This window comes from Candidatus Magnetaquicoccus inordinatus (genome assembly GCF_004217665.1).
Classification (GTDB): domain Bacteria; phylum Pseudomonadota; class Magnetococcia; order Magnetococcales; family Magnetaquicoccaceae; genus Magnetaquicoccus; species Magnetaquicoccus inordinatus.
In genome coordinates, this window is sequence record NZ_RXIU01000106.1 from 1 (window position 1) to 12329 (window position 12329).

Annotated in this window: 9 protein-coding genes; all 9 read left to right on the top strand. The window is 55.9% G+C overall.

Annotation, left to right across the window (positions count from 1 at the left end):
- Positions 1–208: hypothetical protein (locus EJP87_RS18475; RefSeq protein WP_227657550.1), on the top strand; the 208-nt coding region annotated here is incomplete at its 5' end.
- Between the two features lie 777 nt (positions 209–985).
- Entirely contained in the window at positions 986–1765 is a 780-nt protein-coding gene (locus EJP87_RS09155; protein ID WP_130471564.1) for a SapC family protein, read from the top strand.
- Between the two features lie 83 nt (positions 1766–1848).
- Positions 1849–3408 carry a TolC family protein gene (locus EJP87_RS09160; protein ID WP_130471565.1) on the top strand — a complete coding sequence of 520 codons (1560 nt, stop codon included), beginning with the start codon at positions 1849–1851 and terminating at the stop codon, positions 3406–3408.
- Positions 3405–4262 (top strand): efflux RND transporter periplasmic adaptor subunit, encoded by an 858-nt coding sequence (locus EJP87_RS09165; RefSeq protein WP_130471566.1) that lies wholly within the window; start codon positions 3405–3407, stop codon positions 4260–4262. The genes EJP87_RS09160 and EJP87_RS09165 overlap by 4 nt, the downstream gene beginning before the upstream one ends.
- Positions 4263–4277: 15 nt before the next feature.
- The gene (locus EJP87_RS09170; RefSeq protein ID WP_130471567.1) at positions 4278–6203 is read left to right on the top strand and encodes an efflux RND transporter periplasmic adaptor subunit; all 1926 of its coding nucleotides are present in this window, start codon (positions 4278–4280) and stop codon (positions 6201–6203) included.
- On the top strand, positions 6200–8368 hold the full coding sequence (locus tag EJP87_RS09175) for a hypothetical protein (protein ID WP_130471568.1): 2169 nt from the start codon (positions 6200–6202) through the stop codon (positions 8366–8368). Before EJP87_RS09170 ends, EJP87_RS09175 begins: the two co-directional genes overlap by 4 nt.
- The gene (locus EJP87_RS09180) at positions 8365–10401 is read left to right on the top strand and encodes a preprotein translocase subunit SecA (protein WP_130471569.1); all 2037 of its coding nucleotides are present in this window, start codon (positions 8365–8367) and stop codon (positions 10399–10401) included. The genes EJP87_RS09175 and EJP87_RS09180 overlap by 4 nt, the downstream gene beginning before the upstream one ends.
- Positions 10398–11276 carry a hypothetical protein gene (locus EJP87_RS09185; RefSeq protein ID WP_130471570.1) on the top strand — a complete coding sequence of 293 codons (879 nt, stop codon included), beginning with the start codon at positions 10398–10400 and terminating at the stop codon, positions 11274–11276. Before EJP87_RS09180 ends, EJP87_RS09185 begins: the two co-directional genes overlap by 4 nt.
- A gap of 5 nt (positions 11277–11281) precedes the next feature.
- Positions 11282–12329 (top strand): LEPR-XLL domain-containing protein (locus EJP87_RS09190; protein WP_130471571.1); only part of this gene is annotated, 1048 nt, incomplete at its 3' end.

Sequence of the window (12329 nt, forward strand, 5' to 3'; positions counted from 1 at the left end):
TGGGGGGTTGCCTCTCTCCAGCGAAGTGCAGGATCGACGCAGTCCATGGCGTGAATTTGCCTTCATGTTTCATTTGGTACAACAGACTGTTTTACCAGTATTTTCTTTCGACAATGTCATGAAAGATTGGTCTGTGATCCTGACCCAACTGGCAGAATCACCGCGAAAACGTAAGCGACAAATGGCTGTATCGGGGAAAACATGTTAGCGCATATGGGGCTCCGCCCTTGACGTTGCCCGGCAGGGGGTTGATGGAACCGTTGGCACGTTTGGCAGCGGCTTCCAGGGTGGATTGTTGGGTTTCAGTCAGGTTACTCATGTGTGTTTCTCCTGTTTGGGTTGTGCTGCTTCGTGAGGCACATGAAGCCATACACTGCCAAACACCATCAAGCACAATATACTGTTTTTGAATCATTTTTATGTGAGTCGATGCCATGTTGATCAATCAATCAGAATGGGGGTAGACACCGACAGTCAAGAAGGGCGCGCTGGATGCAAGCAGGAATCCCAACGCACCCTTCACAACAGGCCAACGGACACCAGAAAGAGGTGTCCATCGGCTTTGCAACAAGCCAAGCGGAAGAGCACGGACACACCCAACGGGAACTCTGTGAGCGCGAGAAGCTGCGACCGAGGGTTTGAGCCTGATCCCCCACTTGGCAACGCAATTTTCAAAGAGCCGATACAGCCCAGCCAACCACCTGAGCCGCAGCTGGAATCCCAGCAGCTACTGTGCGACGATGATGACGCTATCGGCAGACAAAATCAACCATGCTGTTGACGTTGGTTCGTTAATGACTTGATTGCTTATTGGATTGGTGATAACCTCACACCTCACACCTCACACCTCACACCTCGCACCTCACACCTCACACCTCACACCTCCACTGGAGGGATTGGTGTGCAAAACAGATCGGTTTTTCTGGCGTTTCATGCCAAGTGCGCGCAGTGTGCATCGTCAATATATTAACGAAGGGGTAAGTTTATGTTTGAACAGGTCGTTCCGGTCAACAAGGATCGTCATGCCGGTAAAAAAGTGCGCATGAGCAATGATTTTTCGTTTGCCTCCAATTTTCATCTTGCCTACTTGACTACCCACGAGTTTGTCCGTGCGGCATTCTACTATCCGGTTCTGTTCCTGGAAGACAAGGGTAACGATGAATTTCGCCCTGTGGCCTTGTTGGGGTTGGACGCTGGTGAAAACCTGTTTGTCGACAGCCAGGGCAACTGGACCGCCAACTATATTCCGGCCATCATCCGCCGTTATCCTTTTGCCCTGAGCAAGTCGCCGGAAGAGGATCGCTATATCGTCTGCGTGGACGAAACAAGCAGTCTGTTGAGTGATACCGAGGGAGCGGCCATGTTTGATGAGGCGGGCAACCCGACCCAGGTGATCGAAAACGTCAAACGCTACCTGGGTGAACTGCAAATGATGGATCAGGTCACCCATGAATTCATCAAATTTCTCGTACACAACAATCTGTTGACTCCCTTGAACATGCGTGTCAACGTTGCCAATCAGGTGCGCAACATCACAGGTTGCTATGTGATCAACGAAGAACGTCTGAATAATTTTACCGATCAAAAATTTCTTGAGTTGCGTCAGAAAGGGTATTTGCCAGCGATCTACGCTCATCTGATGTCGCTGGTCCAGATCGAACACCTGGCCAGTCTCAAAAAGCCCACCGTCGAAGCAGGTGCCGGGTCAGCCAGTGGGAATGTGGCCAATACAATCTCTGTTCCATCCAGCGGAACCATTCAGTAAGACGGATTGGGGCACTGGATGATGGAACTGGGCCGACAGTGCCTGTCAGGTGCCAGAAAGTTGAGTCATATGCGAGTGATGATATGAATATATTACATGGACCTGCCGGCATGCGACCAGCTTGTGTCTTGTTGTTGGCAGCTTTTGTACTTTGTTCTGGTTCTGCAGCCTGGGCCCAGGAAGAGCCTTCCGGTACGGGTGCACCCGTCCTGAGTGTGAGGCCGGTGATGCCGCTTGAGCTTAAGGATTTTGTTCGCAAATTGCGTGCTGGCAATAAAAACATTCTTTCCAAAAAGACCGAGGCCGAGATCGCCGCCACGGGTATTGATCGGGCCGAAGGGGCTTTCCAGCCCCTCGTTAACGCTTCAGCCATTCGCGGCATGAGCCGTCAAAAAAACACGTTTGAAGAGGAGTTGACCAGAAGGGGACTGGGTACTTATGAACGGGAGGCCAATGATTACAGTGTCGGTGTCAGCCATCTTGTGGCTGCCACCGGTGCCAAGCTTGAGGAAAAAGTTTCGCTTTCCCGCACTCTGAGCAATACCGATCGTCTTGATCCATCCCGTCCTGCCGACGCCTTCAACAACCGCAGCATGGCCAGTTTGTCGCTAACCCAGCCTTTGGCTCGCGATGCTGGCAGCGAAGCCACCGAGGCTCGCCTCAATGTGGCTCGTTTGGACACGAAGGCAGCCGAGTTTGCCAGAAGCGATACCGAAACCAGCGTGACAGCCGAAGCAATCGTCGCCTACTACGAATTGGTGGCTGCGCACCAGCGTGTGGCTGCCGAGGAAAAAAAGATCCATATGGGCGAACGTCTCTTCAGCGAGGCCCAGGAGTTGCGTCGCGCTGGGCGTGCAACGGATTCGGACGTTTGGGAGGTGGAAAACGCTTTGGTGCGTTACAAATCGGCGCACAGCGATGCGGTACAGAATGAACGCGAAAGGGAAAACCGCCTGCGATCCATGATTCTGGTGGAAGAGAACAACATGGGGATTCGTGCCATCGACGATTTGCCAGCCATTGACCACAAACCGATCTCTTTTGATGCGTGTCTGCAGACCGCGCTGGATCGGCGCGATGATTTTCAGATGCGCAAGGTTCAGCTTGAGCGTGAGGGCATCCAGTTGGCCTACTCCAAAAACCAGACTTTGCCACGTATTGATCTGGTCGCCAGCTATGGTCTCAACGGCCTGGAGTATTCAGCGAACAAGGCACTCTCGGCCAACAGCATGTCCGACTATCCCAACTGGAGTCTGGGTCTGCAGTTCAGTACTCCTCTGGGGGCCAACCGCCAGGCTGAGTCTGATGTGAAAGCGGCTCTGTTACGCCGTGAGGATGCCATTCTGAATCTTAAAGCGGTTGAAGTGCAGATTGCCAACGATATTGACACCAGTCTTGCCATGCGTTCCAGTACGGCTGAGCGATGGACATGGTGGCAGCAGACTCAACAGCGCGAAGTTCAGCAACTGGCCGTAGAACGCAAAAAGTTTGCTGCAGGTCGCAGTGACATGCGCGAAATATTGCTGCGCGAAGAGCGCGTGGTCAATGTGGGGTTGGCTTTGCAGGAACAGCAGGTCGGTTTTGCCCGTGGTCAAATTTTGCTGGAGGCTGCGCAAGGCACCTTGTTGGATCGTTTTCGATGAGGGGCTTTGCTGTGCGAATCTTTCATATTGCGTTGCTTGCCACCGTGGTCTGTATTGCCAGTTTGACTGCCAGCCGTGGCCATGCTGCCTCTGAGAGCACTCCCCAGGCATTTATGGCCCCGGGCGTGACTCAGGCCATGCGGGACATCAAACTGAGCATGACCGTGGTTGGCCGTATTGAAGGATTGTTGGTCAAGGAAGGGCAGCAGGTGCGTCGCGACGAATTGTTGTTGCATCTGGATCGCAGACTCGAAGAGCTGGAGGTGCAACGGCGCAAATTGTTGTTGGCGGATACCGTGCGCATCGAGGAGTTGCGCAGCAAGGAAAAAAAACTGGCCGAGCAGGTCAAATCCTTGCGGCAATTGATTGGTTCCGGGGGCGTATCGCGCAAACAGTATGAGGATGAGGAGATGGCGCTGAGTGCTGTCTCTTCCGAGCGCAAGGCACTGGAAGCGGCCAAACTTCGGGAGCAGGTTGAGTTGGATGTGGCCATTGAATCTTTCGAGCGGCGTCACCTGCGCTCGCCAATGAATGGCGTAGTTACCAAGGTTCTGCTGCACGTTGGTGAGAGTGTGGCAGCCAATGAACCTGTCATGCATCTGGTAGATGTCAGTCGCGTTCGTTTCATGGGCACGGTTCCGTCCTGGGTCGGTGCCACACTGCGTGAGGATCGAAAGGTTACCATCAAACTTGATCTCAATGGCCCGGAGGAGAAGACCTTGTTGCGTCAGGGAACCGTGGTGTTTGTCTCGCCCGTCACCGATGCCGCCAGTGGTCTGGTTGAGGTGATCGCTGAATTTGACAACCTGGACGGCTCGGTAAAACCAGGTATTTCAGGACAAATGATGTTTTAAGGGATTGGCTTGGACATGGAGGCAGAGTTCTCTCGAGTGACTTCATCTTCTGCACAGACCGGCACTGTGTTGATAGCTCTGGCAAGATTTGAAGGCTCTGCAGAGGCATTCTGGTCGTTGTATCTGCAGAGTGTGGGGCAGGTTCTTTCCGCACGGCGTGTGTTGCTGCTTAGTTCGGCGGTGGGTCAACCATGGCGAGCCCGGCTTCAGTGGCCAACGCAAGGGGGCGAAATGCCGGATGATCCGGATTGGACCTTGCGACTGTTGGCGTGCAGTCAAACCACTCCCGTGTTTGCCGATCGGAATGGGGAGAAACGGCTCTCTCTGGTCATGCAACCATCGGGGGTATCCGGCGGCGAAGGTCAGGTGTTGGTGGTCGTGGTTCTTGGCATTGCGGCCGATGACTGGAATGAATCCTCCTTGTGTCAATGGGCTCTCCTGGCCTCTGCGATTCCTGTGCAGTACATGCAGCAATCCCTGGTTCGGGAACAGATGGCGAACCCGACCGCAACCAGCGTACCGACCACGCCGGAGGAGGTTGCAACCCAGTTGCAGGATTCCTCCGTTGTTCCCGCCCAGGAACAGGCTGCGCGCCTGCACGACATCTTGCGTCTTGGTATCAAACTGAGCCAGGAGACGACCTTTTTTCAGGCGGCCATGGTGTTGTGTAACGAGTTGGCCTTGCGCTATGCGTGTGAGCGCGTTTCGTTGGGCTGGCTGACCGGATCCTCCATCCGCCTGGAGGCCATGAGCCATGTTGAGAATTTTGATGCCAATGCGACGGCGGTGAATCTGCTTGAAGCGGCATTGGAAGAGGCCATGGAGCAGGAATCCCTGCTGGTCTATCCTGCCCCCCCTGATTCCCACGCCGTGCTGCGGGCCCACCAGACCTATGCGGAAAGTCTGGGCCAAACCTGTCTGAATACTGTTCCTTTGGCGAGCGGCGAAACGGTGCAGGCCGTCGTCTGCCTGGAACGGAAGAGTTCAGTCCTGGCTGCCGCCGATCTGTGGGAACTGGCCCTTCTGGGGGAGTCTGTTGCACCATGGTTGACAGAGTTGCGGGCAAAAGATCGATGGTTTCTGGCCCGCTGGTGGGACGATATTCGTGGACAGGTCAAGAATTTTGCTGGTCCGCAGCACGTGGCGTGGAAGGTCGCTGGCATTGGCGTGCTCCTGGTGGTCGCCGTGCTGTCGTTGGTCCTGTGGGCCTACCGGGTGGATGCAACCGTGAGCGTGCGCAGCCAGGGGCTTTTGTTCATGCCCGCGCCATTCGATGGTTATCTGCGCCAAGTCTACGTGGATATTGGTGACCAGGTCGTGGCGGGGGCAACCCTTGTGCAACTGGACACACGCGAATTGTTGGTCGAAGAGTCGATGGCCGAAGCCGATCTGGTGCGTTTTACCCGCGAGGCCGAAAAGGCTCAGGCGGGTCGACTCTTGGCGGAGATGCAAATTGCGCTGGCACGCCAACAACAATCAGCCGCCAAACTGGAGTTGATTCGTTATCAATTGCACAATGCGCAGGTCAAGGCTCCCTATGCCGGTGTGGTGATCGAGGGGGAACTGAAAAAAAATCTGGGTGCACCCGTGCGCAAAGGGGATCTGCTGCTCAAACTGGCACAGACGACGGAAACCTACCTCGAACTGGAGATCGATCAAGCCTATATCCATGAAGTGGCTGTCGGCATGACGGGTGAATTCGCCTTGGTCGGACGTCCCGATGAGCGGTATCAGATCGTGGTCGATCGCATCGATCCGGCGGCCATCACCAAAGAGGGTAGGACGGTCTACCTGGCACGTGCCTCTGTTTTGGGCAATCTGAAGCCAGGATGGCGGCCCGGCATGGGAGGTTCGGCCAAGCTGGCTGCCGGTGATCGTCCGCTGATCTGGGTCATGACCCAACGTACCGTCCGTTTCCTGCGGGAGTTTTTCTGGCTATGAATCTGGAACTGGCAGGCGGAAAAATTTTCAGCGATGCGTGGCATCGGGTAGCCTCTGTACAGGTGCAGTTGCGCAGCAGTGTTGGTGCGCATCGTCAATATTTCAGGGGCGAACCGTGGGTGATCTTGCGTGACAGGTTCAGCAATGACTGGTTTCGCATTTCACCGGATGCCTATGCCTTTTTGTGTCGTCTGGAGAGTGGATGTTCGGTCGATGAGGCCTGGAACGAATCGTTGGCCGCCGATCCAAAACGGGCATTGACCCAGGAAGAGGTCGTGCAGCTTCTGGGTCAGTTGAATCTGTCCAATCTGTTGCAATATGATCGCAGCGATTCGGCCGCCACTCTGTTCGAGCGCATGAGCAGGCGCAAAAAGAGCGAGACCGTGGCTCTCCTGATGGGTTTTCTGTCGATCAAGATACCACTTTACGATCCGGATCATCTGCTTGAGAAAGCCATGCCCCTGATCCGGCGGATTTATGGTCCGGTCGGTATGGTGCTCTATCTTTTGCTGCTGCTGGCTGGTGGCAAGGCTTTGATGGAAGAGTCATCCCGTTTGTTTGATCAAGGCTCCGGGCTGCTGGCGCCATCCAACCTGGGTTTGTTGTACATCGGTTTCTTGATTTCCAAACTGCTGCATGAGTTCAGTCACGCGGCCGTGTGCAAACGCTTTGGTGGTGAGGTGCACCGGATGGGTGTGATGCTGCTGATTTTTGCGCCCATGCCCTACGTGGATGCAACCTCTGCCTGGGGTTTCAAACAACGGTCAAAGCGCATTCTGGTGAGCCTGGCGGGTGTGGTGGCTGAGTTGGCTTTTGCCGCTGCTGCGGCACTGGTGTGGGCCAATACCGCTCCTGGCACCCTCAATGCGTTGGCCTACAACGTGATCTTTGTCGCCAGCGTCTCCACCTTGCTGTTCAATATGAACCCGTTGATGCGTTTCGACGGTTACCACATTCTGGTCGATGCGCTGGAAGTGCCTAATCTTTTTCAACGCTCCCGTGAACAACTGCGCTATCTGGGCGAACGTTTTCTTCTGCAACTGCCGCATGCCCAGCCAGCCGCACGTACAGCCACGGAGAGCTGGTTGTTGCCTGCCTTTGGTCTGCTCAGCATGCTCTATTGGCTCCTGCTGATGTTCAACATCATGTTGTTCATTGCCGGCGAATATTTTGAGTTGGGCGTGGCTTTGGCAATTCTGCTTTTTTTTATGTCGCTGGTAGTGCCTCTGTTCAAATTTGTCAAATACCTGGCAAGCAGTCCCAATCTGGATCACCACCGTTCCCATGCCGTGGGGATTTCGCTGGTGCTCAGCATGGTTGCCATCATGGTTTTGGGCCTGTTACCCGTACCGGATCGTATCCGAGTGATGGGGGTGGTACAGGCCGGCCAGTCGCGTCAGTTGCACGTGGAGAGCGAAGGCTTTTTTTCCGAGTTGCTTGCACGTCCTGGCACTGTTGTTCAACGAGGACAACCCCTGCTGCGTTTGAGCAATCCCGATTTGGAGATGGAAATTCGGGCGGCCAAAATGCAACTCAAGCAACTCAAGGCCCAGGAGATTCAGGCGATTGCCGGAGCAGTTGCCGAGTTGAGTGCCATCTATCGCCAAAAACAGGCGGCAGAAGAGAGCCTGTCCACCCTTCTGGGGCGAAAGGAGGGGTTGCTGGTGGTGGCGCCAGTGGCGGGAATCTGGAGTGCCAGTGAACTGGATGCCAGTCATGGTCAGTGGCTTGGGCGAGGCGCCTCTGCGGGCACCATTGTCAATCAGGAGGATTGGCGATTTGTCGCGGTCCTGCCTCAGGTGGCTAGCCATGCCTTTGAGGACACTATCCAACAGACTGAAGTGCGCCTGCGTGGACAGGAGGAGATCAACCTTCTGGCGCAAGCCACGGTGGTCATGCCGTTTGAACAGGGGCAATTGCCTTCCAGGGCGTTGGGGATGGCCGGTGGCGGTGATATTGCCGTTTCCAATGCCGATTCCAGTGGTTTGACCGCCGCAGAATCCTTCTTTCGCATTGAGTCCATTCTGTCGGTTGATGCTCTGACCCATGCCCGTTTGCTGCACGGCCATGTGGGGACGATGCGTTTGACTCTCTCGGATCGTCCGTTGTTTGCGCAGTGGGAGCGCAAGTTGCGCCAACTTTTTCAGCGCAGGTTTCGCGTATGAGCCCTCTTGCCCACGCCCACTTTCGGCCGATTTCTTCGCTAGCCACTCCGTTGGACCGTTCCACCTCTCTGCGACCTCTGCAGCCCAGGGTCGAAGGACTGGATGCCTTGGCCCACCATCTGATAGGCCATTGGCGTCGTTGGCGTTCACCGGTGGAAGAGCTGACACGACAAGGGAGGGAGTCACTGGAGGCGTGTGAGGCTTTGTCCACATTCACGGACGATGCGTTGCGCGTGCGACTTGGAGAGTTGCGTGATTCATTGCGTCTGGACCCCGCCGAAGGCAAGGGTATGCTCATCCAGGCCATCGGTTGTGTGGGGCAGATGGCGCTGCGTCACCTGGGTCTCAAACCGTATCCCGTTCAATTCATGGGTGCGCTGGCTCTGCATCGTGGCCTGCTGGCCGAGATGGCTACCGGCGAAGGGAAAACTCTCACCGTTGGCCTGGCTGGTGTGCTGGCCGGTTTTTCTGGCCGGACCTGTCACATCATCACGGCCAACGATTATTTGGCCCATCGTGATGCCGAAGAGATGACGCGACTGTATCACGCCTGTGGCCTGAGCGTCTCTTCCGTTGTTTCGACCATGGAACAGGCCGAGCGGGCAATTCAATACGGCTCAGACGTGGTTTATCTCACAGCCAAGGAGTTGCTGGCGGATTATTTGCGGGATGAAATTGGCTCCGGCTCTCGTGAGCAACGCACGCAGGCGGCTTTCATGGCCTGGCTCAACGGCGTGGCTGGAACAGAACCGCCCGGACGTGTTCTGGTGCGTGGTGTGCACACGGCCATCGTTGATGAGGCCGACAGTATCCTGATCGACGAGGCGGTGACTCCTCTGATCCTTTCCGCATCCCGCGAAAACCGCGGTCTGGCTGAGGCGGTGATGATTGTCTCACAATTGGCCGATACTCTCGTCGAGGGCGAGGATTATTCGAGCAACATCCCTGGCAAGAACGTACAACTGCTTCCGTCGGGCATGGAGCGCTTGACCCATTTTATACGGGATATTCCTGTGGTTTGGCGTCCGGCGCAGCGGCGTGAGGAGTTGTTGCGGCAGGCCCTCTTTGTGCGCCATTTTTTCAAGCCCGGCCATCACTATGTGGTTCAGGATGGCGAGGTGGTTCTTCTGGACGAATTTACCGGTCGCATGACCCCCGGACGTTCACTGACAGCGGGTCTGCATCAGGCCATCGAAGCCCGCGAGGGAGTAACGATCTCCACCCCCAAGGAGTCCCTGACCCAGATGAGCTTTCAGGCATTTTTCAGCCGTTTTCGCAAGCTGTCTGGCTGTACCGGTACAGCCTGGGAGGCGGCGGCAGAGTTGTGGCGTGTCTATGGCTTGCAGGTGGTGCGTATTCCGGAGCATCGCCGTCGACAGACGATTTATCGCACCCCGGTGATTACACGGAGTGGCTCTGGCAAATGGCAGGCTATCCTGGAGGAGGTGCTCAAAGAACACCGCCTGGGTCGTCCGGTACTGGTGGGTGTGCGCAGCGTCAACGCCAGTGAAATGTTGGCGGAACGTCTGCGCAATGCGGGTTGCGAGGTGCGGGTGCTCAATGCGCTGACCCATGCAGAGGAGGCAGAAATTGTCAGTCAGGCCGGTCAAGCCGGGGTGATCACCATCGCCACCAACATGGCGGGGCGTGGCACGGATATTCGCCTGGGCCAGGGCGTGGTCGAGCGTGGCGGTTTGCATGTGGTCGTGGCCGAAATCAATGAATCACTGCGGGTGGACCGACAACTTGCGGGTCGCTGTGGTCGTCAGGGCGATCCGGGCACGGTTTCGATCTATCTCAGTCTGGATGACGATCTGGCTGTGCGTCTGTTGCCGGAGAGTTTTCGCAGCTTTATTTCGCTGTTGACTGGTCACTCCGTGCGTGGGTTGGCTCTGGCCGCGCAGCGTGCCTTTCGCTGGGCGCAATCCCGCCTCGAAGCCGAAGCGTTTGCCCGCCGCTGGTCGGTTCTCAAAGCCGATGAGTGGATGCGTTCCGCCTTGCCATTTGAAGGGCAGGGGAGAAGAACGTCATGACCAAGGTTGCGCCCTGGCCCTGGTCATTTTCCGCCGCGCAGCGCGCCGATTTTGCCGGCGGGCTGCGCTCGCTACTGAAGCAGGTAGAGGGTTTGCCAGTGATCGGTTGGGAGAGTTCCTGTCGTCTGAGCCCGACGGGTCTGCGGCCAGATCGTCTGTTGTTGGGTTTTTCACCTGCAGGTGTTGCAGCCCGGCGTTTGCAAGCACTGCCCACCTCCCTGGGTATGCCTGCCTCTCAGGCAGACTCTTTTCTGGCGGCTCAGGGAGAGGTTAGCCAGATTCTTTTGGCCATAGAACAGACACATGACTATCTGGAACTCAAGGTCTATCTCTCTTTTGCATCCCGTCTGGGTGCTGTTGAAACAGCGGTTGTAGAGAAACGCTCTTTGGCCATGCGGGGATACAAATGGCACCCTGGTAATCCTGACCGTACACGAACCAGTGACTATTGGCGCCAACCTGTCACAATTCGACGGTTGCAGGAGATTCTTGAGCAACGGGAAGGGGTTCAGCCAGCCGCCACTCCGGCTTATGCCGTGGCCGCCTGCGCGGTTTGGACTGCCCTGGCCGCTCGACCCTACTGGCATGAAGGTGATTTTTTGACGACGACTGAACAGGCCAGCGAACGTTCCTCCTGCAGCGTGCGCCTTTACGAGAGCGGGCTGCGGGTAGTTGATTTGCAACCGGCACTGGCAATATTGCAAAAAGACTGGTTGTTTTCCGACGACAAACAGTGCATCGAGCGCATGGGGCAGCGCCCCTTAGGCTGGATTCAGGTTGGTGTCGACGGGCAGGGAGAACCTTTTGTGACATTGTACTGTGAAGCTTCGCGGACCGATGCCCAACAAGCGCTTTCACTTTTGCTTGAGGACTGATCGAAATGGGAAACAAATTAAGCAAACGCATTTTTGACCGTCGCTTATCCCTGAAAAGGACACGGGTCCAACTGGAAAAGCTGGAAGATCGTATCCTGATGTCGGCAGATCCCCTACTGCAGCTTAAAACGTCACAGGACCAGCCTTTGACGTCCGAAAATGTGCCTTTCGATTTGCTGCAGATTCAGGCCGGTGACAAAAGCTTCAACCTGGACAGCCTGATCGTAAACAACAAGGCAACAGTGATCGATCTGAGCAAGGGAGCCTCCCAAAACAGTCGGCTCACTTCCATCAACGGCGATCTGATGCAACTCAGCAGTGCTCTGGGTTCACTTGTCCTTGACCTGGGAGCCAATGCCAACAATGTCACGCTCACGCAACCTGAAGCGGGCATGCTGCGGATCAGTGGTGACAACATTACGGACCTGCTCTTTGCCGTGCCGACCGAGTTGGTTGGTTTGCGGGGGGGCAGTGGGGTGGACAAGGTTTTGCTTGAAAACCTTGATCTGGGCCTGTCCGACCTGGTGGTTGAAGCCGAATCGATCGAGTTGGATGCCGGTTTTACCCTCAATACCCAGGGAAATGCCGTACTCAAGGGCTATTCCAGCCTGTCTTCCAAGAGCGAAGAAGGCATGTCTATCGATGTCGATGGATTTGTTGGTTTTTATGGTTCGGCGCATATCGGTGGCCAGTTGATCCTGGATGCACAGGTGGCTGTGGATGCCCAAATCCGGCGCAGTGGGGTTGAAGGTTCGGTGGATTTGGATCTGTCCAGCAGTGCCGTGGCCGAAATCGGCCAATATGCGACGATTGCAGCCAGCAGTATCAAACTGTTGGCCAGCACCAGCAATGATATCATGGTCAACAGCCAGGGTGGCATGGGTACGGTGTTGCTGGATGTCACCCAGAACACCCGTGCGTCCGTTGCCCCCGGTGCCACCCTGGATCTGGCGGTAGCCGGTACAACCCCTGAGATGGCCCTGCTGGTTGAGGCGGTTGACCGCAGCCGGATTTCCAGCATGCTGAATACGGCCGACAGCCTGGTTACAGCGT

Coding starts and splice junctions, on each gene's coding strand:
- EJP87_RS09185 (WP_130471570.1), top strand. CDS start 10,398: ATGACCAAGGTTGCGCCCTGGCCCTGGTCATTTTCCGCCGCGCAGCGC.
- EJP87_RS09170 (WP_130471567.1), top strand. CDS start 4,278: ATGGAGGCAGAGTTCTCTCGAGTGACTTCATCTTCTGCACAGACCGGC.
- EJP87_RS09155 (WP_130471564.1), top strand. CDS start 986: ATGTTTGAACAGGTCGTTCCGGTCAACAAGGATCGTCATGCCGGTAAA.
- EJP87_RS09165 (WP_130471566.1), top strand. CDS start 3,405: ATGAGGGGCTTTGCTGTGCGAATCTTTCATATTGCGTTGCTTGCCACC.
- EJP87_RS09160 (WP_130471565.1), top strand. CDS start 1,849: ATGAATATATTACATGGACCTGCCGGCATGCGACCAGCTTGTGTCTTG.
- EJP87_RS09175 (WP_130471568.1), top strand. CDS start 6,200: ATGAATCTGGAACTGGCAGGCGGAAAAATTTTCAGCGATGCGTGGCAT.
- EJP87_RS09180 (WP_130471569.1), top strand. CDS start 8,365: ATGAGCCCTCTTGCCCACGCCCACTTTCGGCCGATTTCTTCGCTAGCC.